A 15,598-nucleotide genomic window follows, 5' to 3' on the forward strand; every position below is an offset into this window, starting at 1 on the left:
GCCAGCACGTGTCCGGCCGGCGCACGCACCTGAACCGAGAGACGGAGTGTTTCGATGGACTTTCTGATTTCTGCAGCGCATGCCCAGGAAGGTGGAGCCGCCGGCGGCGGCATGATCGAGTTCCTGATCATGATCATCATCTTCTTCGCGATCATGTACTTCCTGATTATTCGTCCGCAGAGCAAGCGCGCGAAGGAACATCGCAACATGGTCGAGGCCCTGTCCAAGGGCGACGAGATCGTCACTAATGGCGGCGTGGCCGGCAAGATCACCGAGGTCAGCGACGACTTCATCAAGGTCGACATTGCCGACGGTGTGAACGTGGCCGTACAGAAGCAGTCGGTTGCCTCCGTCATGCCCAAAGGCACGCTCAAAGACCTTTAAAAGGTCTCCAGGGTTCTCGATATGCGCAATTCCTATCCGGCGTGGCTGTACGCCCTGATCGTCGTGGTCGTCCTGGGCGCGGGGCTGTACGCCGCGCCCAACCTGTTCCCGGAGGATCCGTCGGTCCAGATCGGCAATCCCGTGACCGGCGAGATCGACGAGAACATCCGTGACCTGATGGGCACGATCCTGGGCGCCCAGGGCGTGACGCCGAATCAGGTCGAGGAGCAGGACGACGGCCAGCTCCTGCTGCGTTTCGAGACCACGGACGAGCAGGCGCGGGCCGCGGAAATCCTGCGCAACGCGCTGGATGACAACCACACGGTCGCGCTGAACCTGGCGCCGGCCACGCCGAACTGGCTGCGTGCCATCAACGGCCAGCCGATGGCTCTGGGCCTGGATCTTCGTGGCGGGGTGCACTTCCTGATGGAAGTGGATTTGGAGGCGGTGATCGGTACCGCCATGGAACGCTACGCCAACGAGCTGCGCGGGCGCATGCGTGACGAGCGTTTGACGTTCGACACCATCGAGCGCAGTTCCAGCGACCTGACCGTGATGTTCGCGAATGAAGAGAACCGCGAAGCCGCGGAGAGCTGGCTGACCCGGGAGTACCGCGGCGAGCTGGAATGGGAAATGCGCGGCTCGGGCGACACCAGCCGGATGGTCGCCACCCTGGATGCCGACCACCTGACCGAACTGCGGCGTCAGGCCCTGCAGCAGAACATCTCCACCCTGCGTTCGCGCGTGGACGAGCTGGGCGTGGCCGAGCCAATCATTGCGCAGCAGGGCGAGAACCGCATCGTGGTGCAGCTTCCGGGCGTGCAGGACACCGCCCGGGCGAAGGAAGTGCTGGGTGCGACCGCGACGCTGGAGTTCCGGCTGGTGTCCGAGGCCGGCGACCCGATGGAGGCCGACCAGACCGGTCGTGCGCCTTCCGGCACCCGCCTGTACCACGAGCGGGACGGAACGCCGGTCCTGCTGCAGCGCCAGGTCATGCTGACCGGCGACTACATCACCGATGCATCCTCGGGGATTGCCCAGGACACCGGGGGGCCGGCGGTGTTCATCAACCTCGACGGGCAGGGTGCCCGGATCTTCTCGCGCGTGACCTCGGATAACGTGGGGCGTCTGATGGCCTCGGTGTTCATCGAGACGACCACCGAGACGGTGGAAGAAGACGGCGAACAGGTCCTGCGCACCTCGCGCAGCGAGGAGGTCATCAACGTCGCGCGCATCAATGAGCCACTGGGCCGGCGTTTCCAGATCTCCGGGCTGGACAGTACCCGCGAGGCGCGCAACCTGGCACTGCTGCTGCGCGCCGGTGCGCTGGCGGCGCCGATGTCCATCGTGGAAGAGCGCACGGTGGGGCCGAGCCTGGGGCAGGAGAACATCGATCGCGGCATGCAGTCGGTGGTCATCGGGTTCATCGCGGTGATGATCTTCATGATCCTGTACTACCGCGTCTTCGGCCTGATCGCGAACGTGGCGCTGGCGCTTAACCTGATCTTCATCGTATCGGTGTTGTCGATGCTGCAGGCAACACTGACCTTGCCGGGCATTGCCGGGATTGTGCTCACGGTTGGCATGGCGGTGGATGCGAACGTGCTGATCTTCGAGCGCATACGCGAGGAGATACGCAACGGACTGTCACCCCAGGCGGCCATCTCGTCGGGCTATGACCGGGCATTCACCACCATCGCGGACGCCAACGTGACCACCCTGATTGCGGCACTGGTGCTGTTCCTGTTCGGCACCGGTCCGATCAAGGGCTTCGCCATCACGCTGTCGATCGGCATCATCGCGTCGATGTTCACCGCGATCATCGTGACCCGCGCAATCGTCAATCTGACCTACGGGCGCCAGCGTCGGCTGACGCGCCTGGCCATCTGAGCGCGGAGATAAAACATGCTTCCGCATCTGAATTTCGCAGAATCGAACATCGATTTTTTGGGCAAGCGCAAGATCACGATCGCGATCTCGCTGGTCCTGATCCTCGTTTCGGTGGCGCTGCTCGCGACCCGCGGGCTGAATTTCGGGATCGACTTCACCGGGGGTACCCTCGTGGAAGTTGGCTACCCCGAAGCGGTCGAGCTGGACCCGATCCGCGAGACGCTGTCGGCCGGTGGCTTCACGGGAGCGCAGGTGCAGACCTTCGGGACCTCGCGCGATGTGCTGATCCGGCTGCCGCCCAGCGAGGACGACGATGACCCGGCCATGCTCTCGAACCGGGTGCTGAACGCCCTGCAGGATGGGGGCCCGGACGACCCGGACCTGCGCCGGGTGGAATTCGTCGGCCCCGCGGTGGGCGAGGAACTGCGCGAACAGGGTGGCCTGGCGATGATCTATGCGCTCGCGGGGATCCTGATCTACGTGGCGGTGCGCTTCGAGTGGCGCTTCTCCATCGGGTCCGTGCTGGCCCTGGTGCATGATGTGCTGATTACCCTGGGGATCTTCTCGCTGTTGCAGCTTGAGTTCGACCTGGGTGTGCTCGCGGCGGTGCTGGCCGTGATCGGCTATTCGCTGAACGACACCATCGTGGTGTATGACCGAATACGCGAAAACTTCCGAATCCTGCGCAAACAGGGTACGGAACAGGTGATGAACAACGCGGTAAACAAGACGCTGGCGCGGACCATCGTCACCAGTGCGACGACCCTCCTGGTGCTGTTCTCGCTCGCGTTCCTCGGGGGCGCCGCGCTGCAGAACTTCTCGATCGCCCTGATTATTGGCGTCATCGTCGGGACGTACTCGTCGATCTTCATCGCGGCGACGGCCGCCCTGATGCTGGGCGTCGACCGTCAGGTCCTCCTGCCGGTGAAGAAGGAAGGGGCCGAGGAAGACCAGACGCCCTGACCTCGGTCAAGGATCACGCTCGAGGGTGATCCGATCCATCCCCTCGATGGGGGCATGAAAAACGCCCGGGGCCGCGAGGCCGCCGGGCGTTTTCGTGTGCATGATGGGACGCTGCGGCGTCAGAAGGCGAGGGCCTCCTTGATGATTCGCTCGACCAGGGCATTCACGTCCCGCAGGCTTTCCTTAGATGCCTTGTCGCCAACCTCGGGAACCGGCGTGTACCCCATGTAGACGGTGCCGGGCTCGTCGGTAAGTTCGTAGACCGTGATGATGTAGGGGCAGAACAGCATGTTGTGCGGGTCGGCCTCCATGGTGGCGCGCGAGTAGGTCGCGCTGCAGAAATCGACCGACTGCCCGTTAAGGTAGATACCCTCCCCACTTTCCTGCCCAGCGGTACGGTCCAGCATGTTGGCGATGTAGCCGACATTGTTGATTACCAGCCCTTCGGCGGCGATGGCTTCCTCGACCATTTCGAAGTAGAAGTCGTATTCGCCCTCGGTCTTGAAGATGACGCGTTCGTCCGTCTCCATGAACGTCTCGTAGGCACTGGCCGTGCCCGCGGCGGCGAGACCGAGGCCAAGCCCGATCGCCAGGGCCGAGTGGCGGAGGGTGCGCGAAATACCGGTGAGTGTCTTCATGGTTCCTTCCTCTGTAAGGGTTGCAGTGCTGGCAGTTGAGTGGAGCAGCGCGCCGGTGCCCGATACGGGGGCTCAGCGCGCGGGAAGCCGTTGCGGTCAGTCGAAGAAATGGCCGGCAAAGCGGGTTCGGGGTGCCCAGTACGGGTTGTCCAGTTGCTCGATGCGAACCTGTCCCCGTGAACTGGGCGCATGCACGAATCGGCCGTCTCCCACGTAGACCCCCACGTGATCGATTTGATTCCCGTTGATGGCGAAGAAGACCACGTCGCCCGGGGTGGGCGAGCCGTTGCGCCGCGTGGCCGCCCGTGCCTGATCGCGGGTGGTGCGGGGAACGTCGTGGCCTGCTTCGCGGTAGGCCCGCTGAACCAGGGCCGAACAGTCCAGGCCGGAGGCGTCGGTGCCACCGTAGCGGTAGGGGCTGTCGAGATGCCCGAGGGCGGTGAGCACGACCTCGGAGCGCTCCAGCCCGGCCTCGGGGGCGGCGCTCATCGGGCCTTCGGGATGCGATTGGGATTCCGCCACCGCTGGAACGGTTTCGCCGCTGCGGGGCTCGGGACCCGTACTGCAGGCGGCGAGGAACAGCAGACCGGAGCCAGCCAGGGCCAGCGCCAGGCGTGGTCGCGCGGCGTCAGAACAGGTCGCGTTCGGCATAGCTGTCGGGGACGGTGAAGAGTTCGGGGCTCAGGTCGTCGGTGGAGATTCCGGCAAGACGGGTGGTCACGCCATCCTGTTCGCTGACCTCCAGGGGGATGCCGTCGACGCGTGGCAGTAACGAGGCGCCCATTTGCGACGCCATGGGCCCCCCGGCCTCCAGGGCGCTGAGGGACAGCTCGTACAGCCGGTCCATCAGGTTGCCAAGGGTGGCGAAGTCGTCATCCTGAAGCCCCAGGGCATCGGGCTGTGCCACGCAGACGGTGCTTTGCACGTTCCCGTCAATCAGGACCTCGTGATCGTCACAGACGAAGTCCCCGATTTCGCGTTGCTCGCCGGTAGCACGGGTGGCGATATCGGCTTCGAAGCCCTCGGCCCCGATGCCCAGTTGTTCCTCGAGTTGCTGGCGCACCTCGGGCGGGAGTTGTTCCATCTGGCGACGCAGGTCGCTGACCATGTCGGTCATGGCGCGCATCTGCTGGTCCATCACCTCGCGGGTCAGCGGGGTGTAGGTCTGCTCCGTGTCGTCCACGACCGTCAGCTGCTCGGTTGCGGCGTCGAAGAGCATGTAGCCGGAGGTGCCGCTGATGGATTCGTTGAGCTCCATGCGCACGATGTCGCCGCGCACCAGGATCTGGCTCTCCAGACCCTCGTCGTCGACATAGTGCAGGAGGGCATCGGCCTGGGCCCCGGCCCCGATCGTTAGCAGCCCGCATGCGACCACGGGCATGAGGGTCTTGCGGATACGGGTGAGCGGACCGGTGCGACGATGGTGCATGGGAACTCCTGCGGTTGTGGGGCGGCGGCGAGAGCGGGATGACCGCGACCGGCGGGGTGGCCGGCAACGGGTTCTCGCCTGCATCCACTCATGTTGCGGGCCTTGCCGGCGACTGTCCATGTTCGATTGTACCCGGTCGCTCAGGATGCGAGGGGGCGCAGCAACTGGCGCGCAAGGGCATCGGAATCCAGTGGGCGCTCCGGGGCGACCTCGATACAGCCTTCCTCCGGGGCCGGCCATTCCTGATGGGGCTGTTGCTGCTCCATCACCTCGATGCCCGCATCCGATGCATCGGTGCCGGCACGGGCCCGCTGCTCCAGCCGCTCGCGCAGGACGTTCTCGTTCGCGCGGCAGGCCACGACCGCGAAGCCGGCTGCGTGACGGTGCGCGAGATCCCGGAATGGCGCCCGCTGCGCGCGGGAAAGAAAGGTCGCGTCCACCACCACGGTGAGGCCCAGCGACAGCAGTTGGTTGGCGCGCTGGTGCAGGTGGTCGTAGATGCGCGCGCGACCGGATTCGCTGTAGTCGACCGGTTCGGACATGCGCTTGCGTTCGATGTCGGAGCGCAGGCGGACGGCCCCCAGGCCTTCCACTACCTGAGTACTGATCACGGTCTTGCCGCTGCCGGAGACGCCATGCATGAGGATCAGCCGGGGCGATCCGCGCTCCGTCAGGCGATCGGCCAGGGCGAGGTAGCGCCCCATCTCGGCCTTGTGAGCCGCCTGCTCGTCGGAGGGGAGCTGGGCCTCGGCGCTGTGGATGCCCTGGACCTTGGCGCGGATCAGTGCACGGTAGACCTGGTAGAGCGGCAGCAGGGCAAGACCGTCGAAGTCCTCGCGGCCGTCGAGATAGGCGTTCAGCAGGCGCCAGGCGTGGGCCCGCGACTGGCGGGCCAGCAAATCCATGGTGGTGAACGCGATCTCCGAGATCACGTCGATCCAGCGCAGGGCGGGATCGAACTCGATGGCATCGAAGGCAACCGGGACTTCCTGCCCGCCTTCGTCATTGATGTACACCAGGTTTCCCAAGTGCAGGTCGCCATGACCATGGCGCACGAACCCCTGGTCATGTCGTTGCTGAAGGATTGCCCGCAAGCGATCGATTTCCGAACGTGTCCAGGCCTCCAGGCGTTCGAGCCGTGCGCGGTCGGCCGCACCGGTCACCGCCTTCGCCAGGGCGGGGAAATTGTCCAGCATGGGCTGGGTGGCGGCCTCCACGGTGCCGTATTCGGACTGTACATCCGTGCGCTCGGTCCGTTCGTGGAAGGCGGCGATGTAATGGCCCAGGGCCTCCATGGCGGAAGGCGGCAGCTGGTCGTTCTCCAGCAGCCGGTCGAGCTGGCGGGCGCGGTCGAATCGGCGCATGTGCACGGCATAGTCGAGCAACGGGCCCGGCCCGTTGATCACCGGGTGGGCGTCGTCCCCATTGAGGGTGACGACCTCGAGGTAGATCTGCGGCGCCAGGCGGCGATTGATCTCCAGCTCGGTCTCGCAGTACTGGCGACGGGCCTCCAGGGTGGAGAAGTCGAGAAAGCCCAGGTTCAGCGGCTTCTTGAACTTGTAGGCGTCTTCGCCGGCCAGGATCACGGTGGAGATATGCGTCTCGATGCTGCGCACGGTCTTCGCCTCCGGTACGGGCTCGGGAAACCCGAGGCCCTCGACCAGGTGGCGCAGGCGATCGTGGTGCTGTTCCAGTTCGGTCATCGGGACTCCGTGGTGAGGCGTGGGGTCTGGTGCATCGAGGGGAACATGTTTTTGCCGGAATCGCCGGGTATGCACCCGTTTTCCCCTGTGTGTCAGGTTACCATTGCAGCCGTTCTGGTCACCCCGTCCCGTACCCGCCATGCCGCGAAAGCCCTCTCGACGACCACGCAAGCAAAGCGCGCCCCGCAGGGGGCGGCTCCGGCGCCTGTTGGGTGCCGGCGGCTGGACGCTGGCCGGTCTGCTGCTTGCGGCCGTGGCGGTGGGGGGCGTCTACGTCCATCAACTGGACCGCGAGATCCGCGAACGGTTCGAGGGCCAGCGCTGGGCGTTGCCCGCCCGGGTGTACGCGCGACCGCTGGAGCTGTATGCCGGGCGACCGTTGACGGCGGACGCGCTGGAGACCGAGCTGCGGGCCCTGAATTATCGCGAGACGCCGGACGGGGCGGGGCCGGGGGAGTTTCACATCCGCGGGGACGACGTCCGGCTGACCACGCGTCCGTTCACGTTCGGGGACGGGCCGGAACCGGCGCACTCGGTTCGGGTGCGGCTGTCCAACGGGCGCGTACAGTCGGTTGCCGAGCAGTCCAGTGGGCGCAATGTGGACCTGATGCGCGTGGAGCCGCTGCTGATCGGCAGCATCTACCCGACCCATGGCGAGGACCGCATCCTGGTCGACCTCGACGAGGTGCCGCGCGAGCTGATCGGCGCCTTGCTGGCCATCGAGGACCGCCGCTTCATGTCGCACCGGGGGATCGATCCCGTGGGCATCGGGCGCGCGGCGCTCGCCAACCTGCGTGCCGGCCGCACGGTGCAGGGGGGCAGCACGCTCACCCAGCAACTGGTCAAGAACTTTTACCTGACCCGCGACCAGACGCTGACCCGCAAGCTCAACGAGGCGGTGATGGCGCTGTTGCTCGAGCACCGCTACGACAAGCGCGAGATCCTCGAGGCCTACCTGAACGAGGTCTTCCTGGGCCAGACCGGGGAGCGCGCGATTCACGGGTTCGGGCAGGCGGCCCGGTTCTACTATCAACGGCCGCTCAACGAGCTGCGCCTGGATCAGCTGGCGCTGCTGGTGGGCCTGGCGCGAGGGGCCAGTTACTACGACCCCCGGCGGTTCCCGGAGCGCGCGATGCAGCGGCGAGACCGGGTGCTCGAGGCGATGGCCGATACCGGTCTGGCCGATCGCGAGCGGGTGAACCGGGCGCTGGAGACCGCGCTGGACGTGTCCCCGGTGATGCCCGAGGGACGCAGCCGCTTCCCGGCGTTCCTCGACCTGGTGCGCCGGGAGCTGCGCGCGGATTACGCGGACGAGGATCTGCGCAGCGAGGGCCTGCGGATCTTCACCACCATGGATCCCGTGGTGCAGCTGCGTCTTGAGGAGCGGCTCGTCCGGGGCGTCGATGACCTGGTGCGGCGTCGCGGCGGGGGCACGGACCTCGACGGCCTGCAGGCGGCCGCCGTGGTGACCGACCCGCAGGCCGGCGAGGTCCTGGGCGTGGTCGGGGACCGCAATCCGCGTTACCCCGGGTACAACCGCGCGGTCGAGGCCCAGCGCCAGGTGGGGTCCGTGATCAAGCCGTTCGTGTACCTCGCGGCCCTGACCAACCCGGAGCGATACACCCTGGCCACGCTCCTGGACGACAGCCCGCTCACCCTGCAACTGCCGCACGGCGAGCCGTGGACGCCGCGCAACTTCGACCGCGAGCACCGCGGACCGGTCACGGCGTGGGAAGCGCTGGTGCAGTCCTACAACGTCGCCACCGTGCGCCTGGCGGAGGATATTGGCATCACACAGGTGATCAGCCTGATGCAGACGCTGGGGCTGCAGCGTACGCCGGCCCCGCTGCCCTCGCTGGCCCTGGGGGCCATCGAGTTGTCGCCCCTGGAGGTGGCCGGGCTCTATCAGGCGCTGGCGAACGGGGGGTATGCGACGGGTACCCGGGTGATCCGGGACGTGCTGGACCAGGACGACGAGGTGCTGTCGCACTACGGGCTGTCGTTGCAGGGGGCGGTATCCGATGGATCGGTCCGCCTGCTGTCACACGCCCTTCACGATGTCACGCGCGAGGGGACCGGGCGCCGGATCGATGCCCGCCTGAATGGCCAGGTAGTGGCCGGGAAAACCGGCACCACCAACAACTTTCGGGACAGCTGGTTCGCCGGCTTCGACGATCGGCATGTCGCGGTGGTGTGGCTGGGCATGGACGACAACCGCCCGACCGGGTTGACGGGCGGGGTCTCCGCCGCGCCCGTGTGGGCGGAGATCATGGAAGGGATTGGCGTGCAGTCCCTGCACCTCGAGGGCCATCCAGGCATTGATTACCAGGGAATCGACCTCGCCTCCGGATTGCGGGTGGACGGCGACGATCACGCCTGTGAGTCGGTGAAGACGCTGCCGTTCTGGCAGAATTCGGGCCCTGAAACGCGCGCCGAGTGTGATCTGGGCGGTGATTCCGGCCGGCAGGGCTGGTTCGAGAGGCTATTCCGTTGAAGAAAGTTTGTACTGCAACGACCGGTTTTTTCAAAGGAATATGCGCCGGTTGGGCGCGACGGGTCGCGCCGGTGGCGCTGGCGGTCGCGCTCGCCTTGCTGCTGGCCGCGTGCGCCACACCCGCGCCCCGGGATGCCGGCACCCAGGCCCCGGATGACGCCGAACGGGCCGGTGAGGACGCGCCGGCGCCGGAACCGGACACTCGGGAGCCCGAACGGGAACGCGAACCGACCCCCTCCGCGGCGCTGAACCTCGCCCAGCAAGCGGAGTCCGCCCGCCAGGCCGGGGATACGGCGCGGGCGGAACAGCGCCTGGAGCGCGCGCTGCGCATCGCGCCGCGGGATGCCGGTTTGTGGCACCAGATGGCCGCGCTGCGCCTGGAGCAGCAGCATTACGAGCAGGCCGAGCGGCTGGCCGGGCGTTCCCTGCAGATGGCCGGTGGCCGCGACCGCGAGCTGGCGCTGAAGAACTGGCGCCTGATCCTGCGAGCCCGCGAGGCACAGGGAGACGCGGCGGGCGCCGCCGAGGCCCGCGAGGCGATTCGCCGCCTGGAAGCCGACGTTGTCTGACGCATTCGGCACCGTTTCGGCGGAGTCGGCGGCCGTACGGGCATTGAGCCCGGGCGGTGATCTCGCGACTGCGGTCGAGGGGTTTCGCCCGCGCGAACCCCAGCAGCGCATGGCGGTGGCCGTGGAGGATGCGCTGGCGACCGCGCCCACCGCGCTGCTGGTCGAAGCGGCGACCGGGGTGGGCAAGACCTTCGCCTACTTGGTGCCAATCCTGCAGTCACGGCGCCGCGCCCTGATCTCCACCGGGACCAAGACCCTGCAGGACCAGCTGTTCGAGCGTGACCTGCCGGTGGTCTGCGAGGCCCTGGGGTATCGTCCGCGAGCGGCGCTGCTGAAGGGGCGTGCCAATTACCTTTGCCACTACCGCCTGGAACTGGCGGCCGCCGAGGCCGGGGGCGCGACGGGGGGAGGCGTGCGCCGCGAACAGTTACCGGTCATCGAGGCGCTGCAACGATTTGCCCGCGCCAGCGATACCGGCGACCTCGGGCATGCCGGGATCCTCGCGGAGGATTCGATGCTGTGGCCACAGGTGACCTCCACGGTGGACAATTGTCTGGGCGGGGAATGCCCCAGCTACAACGACTGCTTCGTGGTGCAGGCGCGCAAGCGGGCGCAGGAGGCCGATGTGGTGGTGGTTAATCACCACCTGCTCCTCGCGGACATGGCGCTGAAGGAAGAGGGCTTCGGCGAACTCCTGCCGGAGGTGGATGCGGTAATCGTGGACGAGGCGCATCAGCTGCCCGATATCGCCGGGTCGTTCTTCGGTATTGCGGTGGGCACGCGCGCGCTCCGGGAATTGGCGCGGGATACCCGGCGCGAGCAGGAACAACATGCCCCGGAGATGCTGGACATCCGCCAGCGGGTCGCGGAACTGGAGGCCAGCGTGGCTGAACTGCTGGAGGCCTCCCGGACCTGGGAGGGACGCTCCAGCTGGGACACGGTCAACCCGGATGGTGCGCTGGACCCGTTGCTGGACCGGCTGGACGCGAATCTCGGCTTTGTCGGGGATGCCCTGGAGGCCGCCGCGGCCCGGGCACCGGGGCTGGAGCAGCTGCGCGGGCGCAGTGCCCTGCTGCTCGAACGCCTGCGCACGTGGCGCGAGGAGACACCCGATACCGTCGCCTGGGCGGAGCGCTTCAGCCAGAGCGTGACCCTGCACCGGACCCCGCTGGACGCGGCGCGCCCGCTGGCGCAGCGCCGGGCCGCGCGTCCGGCGGCCTGGATCTTCACCTCGGCCACCCTGGCTGTCGGCGAGGACTTCGGCCACGCGGCGCGGCGCCTCGGGCTCCCGGCGGACGTGGCCAGCGAGCGGCTGGACAGTCCCTTCGACTTTCCCCGCCAGGCCTGTCTCGTCCATCCGCAGCCGCCGCTGCCCAATCCCAATGACCCGGGGTATACGCGAGCCTGTATTGCCTGGGCATGGCCATTGCTGCGTGACAATCCGGGTGGCGGGTTCTTCCTGTTTACCAGTCATCGTGCCCTGCAGGAGGCGGCGGCGATCCTGCGCGCCGAGCTTCCGGGCGATCGCGAGCTCCTGGTGCAGGGGGAACAGCCGCGCGGTGATCTGCTGGCGCGCTTCCGCGAGTCCGGCAAGGCGTGGTTGCTGGGGGCGCACAGTTTCTGGGAAGGAGTGGACATTCGCGGCGAGGCGCTGTCCGTCGTGATCATTGACCGGTTGCCGTTTGCCGCGCCCAATGACCCGGTGCTGCAGGCCCGGGCATCCGCGCTGGAGGCCGAGGGCCGCTCGCCGTTCATGGAGTTCACCCTGCCGCAGGCCGTGCTCGCCCTGAAACAGGGGGCGGGTCGCCTGATCCGCGATGCCAATGACGCCGGTATTCTCGCACTGTGCGATCCGCGTCTGACCGGCAAGTCCTACGGCCGGCGGTTTCTCGCCAGCCTTCCGCCGTTCCACCGTACCCGGGAGCCGGCCGCTGCGCTGCGTTTCCTAGGGAAACACTGATCCATGTACACGCTCGCGTTAGCACCCCAGGTTTTCCGAGACCAGGCGCGGTGCGCAGTCGGTAGTGGTTCTACCGGCAAGGGCCGCAACGCAGGATCGGGGAACCTGGGGTGCCAACCCCGAAGGGGCTCGGCCTCTTTTGCGCGCGCACGGCGTTGCGATTCCCTTGTGCAGAATGACTGCACGGCCGTCACCGCGCCTTGTTCGCACGCAAAAGCGACTCGAGCGCGAGCGTGTACATGGATCAGTGTTTCCCTACAACAGGCCCGAGAGGCTGACACATGCGTCTGATCGCACTGGAAACCGCGACCGAGCAGTGTTCGGCCGCCCTGTATCTCGATGGCGAGATTCACTCGGTTCGGGTGCGCGCCGCACGCCGGCATGGCGAACTGATCCTGGGCCAGGTCGAACAGCTGCTGCGCGAGGCGGATATCCCGCGCGGCAGTCTGGATGGCGTGGCCGTGGGCCGGGGGCCGGGCGCATTCACGGGCGTGCGCCTTGGCCTGGGCGTGGCACAGGGGATGGCCTTCGCGCTGGACCGCCCCGTGGTCCCGATCTCCACGCTGCAGGCATTGGCCCAGCAGGCCCTTCAGGGTGGTGGCCGTCGACCCACGGCGGTTCTGGCGGCGCTGGACGCACGCATGGGCGAGATCTACTGGAGCCTGTGTCCGGTGCGCGGCGAGCGGGCCGGTCCTGCGGCGGAACAGGTCGGTGCACCGGCCGCGCTTGAGGTGGCATGGCCGGAGGGGCAGCGGTATGCCCTGGGCTCCGCCTTCGCGGCGTTCCCCGACCTGGCCATGGCGCAGGGTCTGGAGCTGTCGGCGGTGGACGCGGATGCGCTCCCGGATGCCCGCGAGGTGGCACTGCTGGCAGTGGACGCCTGGGAGCGGGGCGAGGCGGTGGCCCCGGAGGACGCGCAACCGGTGTACGTACGCGACGATGTCGCTCGCCCGGCGGCCCCGCGATGAGCCCGGAGCGCGAGATGGGTGCTGCCGCGTATCCATGGGAACCGCCGCTGACGGCGACGATCAAGGCGCAGCCGGAGGATTTCCAGGTCGAGGAATTGCCGGCGACGATGCCGGAGGGACGGGGCGAACATGTCTGGCTGGAGATCGAGAAACGCCTGCTGAACAGCGAGGACGTGGCCGTCTGGCTGGCGCGTGAATCGGGTGCGGGGCGGGGCCGGGTCAGCTATGCGGGGCGCAAGGACCGCCAGGCGGTCACGCGCCAGTGGTTCAGCGTGCAGTGCCCGCCCGAGTCCGAGCCGGACTGGGTGGTCCGGGCCGAGGCCTGGAATGCCGCCCAGGCCGACGGGGAGACGGCTGGCCGCGCGCGGGTGCTGCAGGTGGCCCGGCATGCCCGCAAGCTGCGCACCGGGCATCTGGCAGGGAATCGCTTCGAGATTCGACTGGGCGCCGTGGAGGGCGATCGCGCGGCCGCCGAGGCGATCCTGGCGGCGATCCGCGAGGGCGGCATCCCCAACTACTTCGGGGCGCAGCGCTTCGGCCGCGACAATCTGGCCCGGGCGCGAGCCTGGCTGGGTGGTGGCCGCCCGCCGCGCAGCCGCAACCAGCGCAGCCTCCTGCTGTCGGCCGCGCGTTCCGCAATCTTCAATGCGGTGCTCGCCGAACGCGTGCGGCGCGGGGACTGGAACCGACTGCTACCGGGCGACGTGGCGAACCTCGAGGGATCGGGGAGCGTGTTTCCGGTAGCGGAGGTGGATGCCGAGCTGGAGGCGCGTGCCGCGCGTCTGGACATCCATCCGACGGGGCCGCTGTGGGGCAAGGGCTCGATGCAGACCGGAGGCGAGGTGCAGGCACTGGAGGCGGCCGTCGCGGCCGGCGAGCCCGAGCTGGCGGAAGGGCTCGAGAGGGCCGACATGAAGGCGGCGCGCCGGTCCCTGCGGATGGTGCCGGGGACGGTGGACTGGCGCTGGGAAGGGGAGGACCTGATGCTCTCGCTGGAACTGGGGGCCGGAGAGTATGCGACCGGTCTCCTGGAGGCGATCTGTCAGCCCCGGGAGCCGGGCATGACGCCCTGACCGCAAGGGGTCAGGCGGAGTTCTTGAGCTTGCTTTCCGCGCGTTCGGCGCGCTGTTCGGCTTCTACACGGTCGGTGATGTCCTTCTGAATGCCGATGTAGTAGGTCAGGCGGTCCTCGTCGTTGAACACCGGGGTCAGCGACAGTTCGTTCCAGAAAAGGGTGCCGTCCTTGCGGTAGTTGCGCAGGGTCACGCGGCAGGGGCGGTTGTCCTCGATGGCGGCGCGGATCTCCTGGCGCACGTCCTGGTCGGTGTCGTCCCCCTGGAGGAAGCGGCAGTCGCGGTAGAGGATCTCTTCCGAGCGGTAGCCGGTCAGTTGCTCGAAGGCGCGGTTGACGTAGATCAGGATGTTGTCGTCGCCTTCGCGCTCGGCAATCACGATACCGTCGTTGGAGGCATCGACCGCGAGGGCGAGCAGTTCGGCGTCTATTGTTCGCGTCATAAACGGGTATCGGTCTGGTCTGCGGGTCGAGCGCGCGGAGGATCCATGCCGTGCGCAGCCTCCGCGCTTCTACGTCACGAAAATAGCACGTTCCCTGGGGGGTGTGTTCAAAAATCGGACATGCGGCGGGGCCGTGCCGGCGCACTGTGGGCACAAAAAAGGCCGCCCGGAGGCGGCCTGGCAGGATCAGGCCCGGATCGCGCGGGCCTGGGGGGGGATACGGGCGCTTACATTTCCTGGGTCACGGTGAAGGCGCCGCGCACGTCACCCTCGCTGAATCCGGTGGCCTGGTCTTCCGGATACAGGCGCTCCAGGGCGTGCTTGACGTCGCCGCTGACATCGGAGCCGTGGCAGGTGAGGCAGGCGCCACCGGTCGGGATTGCGGCCATGAAGCGGAATTTCGGCTCGCCGTCGTCGGACTCGACCACGCCGAAGCGGGGCGGCAGGTCGGCAGCCGGCGTTCCGGCGGCGTGCTGCGCCTCGAAACCCTGCAGCGTCAGGCGCTCCCAGCGATCGGGGGCGTTGTCCTGGTTGCGCAGCTTCAGGCTGGTGCGGCCGATCTCGATGCCGGTTTCGGCCGAGATATCGCGCGCGATGGCGGGCGCACGCTCGTTGCACACCTGGATCGCCTCGGTCGGACCGCCGGACTGCATGGCGGACATCAGTTCGCCTTGCAGGGTGCTGGCGAACTTCTGAATGGCGTCGCGGTTGGCGGCGATGCGTTCCTGCAGATCATCCTGGCTGAGCTGCGGTGTATTGTCGGCACTCGCGTAGCCGCTGCCGGCGGTGAATGCGATCAGGCCGAGGGCCAGGGGGGCAAGCTTCCAGTTCTTCATGGCAATTACCTCGCAGTGCAGATTCCGTTGCGTCCTGTATCTATACAAGAGCTGTACAAAGCATGGACCGGTCATGGATAAGATGCAAGGCCCGTTGTGCGGAAATTATAGCCGGTATTGCGCTCGGTTTCCGCAGGCCGCCTCGCGCATCTGGAGCCAGTCTAAGCCTGTATATCGTAAATTGCGAATATGTCGGGGGCCATATGTGAGCGCGACGTCAGTGAGTGAAAACATCCCGGCCGGGTGCGG

At 67.4% G+C, this 15,598-nt stretch carries 14 protein-coding genes; 8 read left to right on the forward strand and 6 right to left on the reverse strand.

The features are described from left to right. Positions 1 to 54 precede the first annotated feature (54 nt). The 3 genes from yajC to secF are packed head-to-tail and all read left to right on the forward strand — an operon-like array spanning position 55 to position 3,237. Positions 55 to 384 carry a preprotein translocase subunit YajC gene (gene yajC / locus F817_RS0100270; protein WP_024325761.1) on the forward strand — a complete coding sequence of 110 codons (330 nt, stop codon included), beginning with the start codon at positions 55 to 57 and terminating at the stop codon, positions 382 to 384. 21 nt (positions 385 to 405) lie between these two features. Beyond that, positions 406 to 2,274 (forward strand): protein translocase subunit SecD, encoded by a 1,869-nt coding sequence (gene secD / locus F817_RS0100275; RefSeq protein WP_024325762.1) that lies wholly within the window; start codon positions 406 to 408, stop codon positions 2,272 to 2,274. A 15-nt stretch (positions 2,275 to 2,289) separates the two neighbouring features. Continuing rightward, the gene (gene secF, locus F817_RS0100280) at positions 2,290 to 3,237 is read left to right on the forward strand and encodes a protein translocase subunit SecF (protein ID WP_024325763.1); all 948 of its coding nucleotides are present in this window, start codon (positions 2,290 to 2,292) and stop codon (positions 3,235 to 3,237) included. A 119-nt stretch (positions 3,238 to 3,356) separates the two neighbouring features. Here secF and F817_RS0100290 read toward each other — a convergent pair whose 3' ends face one another. The 4 genes from F817_RS0100290 to F817_RS0100305 all read right to left on the reverse strand — a co-directional run bounded on the left by F817_RS0100290 (position 3,357) and on the right by F817_RS0100305 (position 7,007). Then, positions 3,357 to 3,875, reverse strand: coding sequence for a DUF302 domain-containing protein (locus tag F817_RS0100290; protein WP_024325764.1), 519 nt, complete (start codon positions 3,873 to 3,875; stop codon positions 3,357 to 3,359). Positions 3,876 to 3,971: 96 nt separating this feature from the next. Continuing rightward, positions 3,972 to 4,526: a C40 family peptidase gene (locus F817_RS0100295; RefSeq protein ID WP_024325765.1), complete on the reverse strand. Its 555-nt coding sequence runs from the start codon at positions 4,524 to 4,526 to the stop codon at positions 3,972 to 3,974. Beyond that, a complete protein-coding gene (locus F817_RS0100300; RefSeq protein WP_024325766.1) occupies positions 4,504 to 5,304 on the reverse strand; it encodes a hypothetical protein in 801 nt (266 codons plus the stop codon). The genes F817_RS0100295 and F817_RS0100300 overlap by 23 nt, the downstream gene beginning before the upstream one ends. Before the next feature lie 140 nt (positions 5,305 to 5,444). Then, positions 5,445 to 7,007, reverse strand: coding sequence for a bifunctional aminoglycoside phosphotransferase/ATP-binding protein (locus F817_RS0100305; protein ID WP_024325767.1), 1,563 nt, complete (start codon positions 7,005 to 7,007; stop codon positions 5,445 to 5,447). A gap of 139 nt (positions 7,008 to 7,146) precedes the next feature. On the opposite strand from F817_RS0100305, the gene mrcB reads away from it, so the two are divergent. The 5 genes from mrcB to truD all read left to right on the forward strand — a co-directional run bounded on the left by mrcB (position 7,147) and on the right by truD (position 14,071). Beyond that, positions 7,147 to 9,501 (forward strand): penicillin-binding protein 1B, encoded by a 2,355-nt coding sequence (gene mrcB, locus F817_RS0100310; RefSeq protein ID WP_081644428.1) that lies wholly within the window; start codon positions 7,147 to 7,149, stop codon positions 9,499 to 9,501. Further along, positions 9,498 to 10,070, forward strand: coding sequence for a tetratricopeptide repeat protein (locus F817_RS0100315; RefSeq protein WP_024325769.1), 573 nt, complete (start codon positions 9,498 to 9,500; stop codon positions 10,068 to 10,070). The genes mrcB and F817_RS0100315 overlap by 4 nt, the downstream gene beginning before the upstream one ends. After that, positions 10,063 to 12,030 (forward strand): ATP-dependent DNA helicase, encoded by a 1,968-nt coding sequence (locus F817_RS0100320; RefSeq protein ID WP_024325770.1) that lies wholly within the window; start codon positions 10,063 to 10,065, stop codon positions 12,028 to 12,030. Before F817_RS0100315 ends, F817_RS0100320 begins: the two co-directional genes overlap by 8 nt. 281 nt (positions 12,031 to 12,311) lie before the next feature. Further along, complete coding sequence (gene tsaB / locus F817_RS0100325; RefSeq protein ID WP_024325771.1) at positions 12,312 to 12,998, forward strand: tRNA (adenosine(37)-N6)-threonylcarbamoyltransferase complex dimerization subunit type 1 TsaB; 687 nt, start codon at positions 12,312 to 12,314, stop codon at positions 12,996 to 12,998. A 14-nt stretch (positions 12,999 to 13,012) separates the two neighbouring features. Continuing rightward, entirely contained in the window at positions 13,013 to 14,071 is a 1,059-nt protein-coding gene (gene truD / locus F817_RS0100330) for a tRNA pseudouridine(13) synthase TruD (protein ID WP_042799026.1), read from the forward strand. 10 nt (positions 14,072 to 14,081) lie between these two features. Here truD and F817_RS0100335 read toward each other — a convergent pair whose 3' ends face one another. Together F817_RS0100335 and F817_RS0100340 are read right to left on the reverse strand one after the other, a co-directional pair. Further along, positions 14,082 to 14,513: a PAS sensor domain-containing protein gene (locus F817_RS0100335; protein WP_024325773.1), complete on the reverse strand. Its 432-nt coding sequence runs from the start codon at positions 14,511 to 14,513 to the stop codon at positions 14,082 to 14,084. A gap of 227 nt (positions 14,514 to 14,740) precedes the next feature. Beyond that, positions 14,741 to 15,349, reverse strand: coding sequence for a DUF3365 domain-containing protein (locus tag F817_RS0100340; RefSeq protein WP_024325774.1), 609 nt, complete (start codon positions 15,347 to 15,349; stop codon positions 14,741 to 14,743). Between the last annotated feature and the right edge of the window lie 249 nt (positions 15,350 to 15,598).

This window comes from Thioalkalivibrio sp. AKL19 (genome assembly GCF_000420165.1).
GTDB lineage: Bacteria > Pseudomonadota > Gammaproteobacteria > Ectothiorhodospirales > Ectothiorhodospiraceae > Thioalkalivibrio.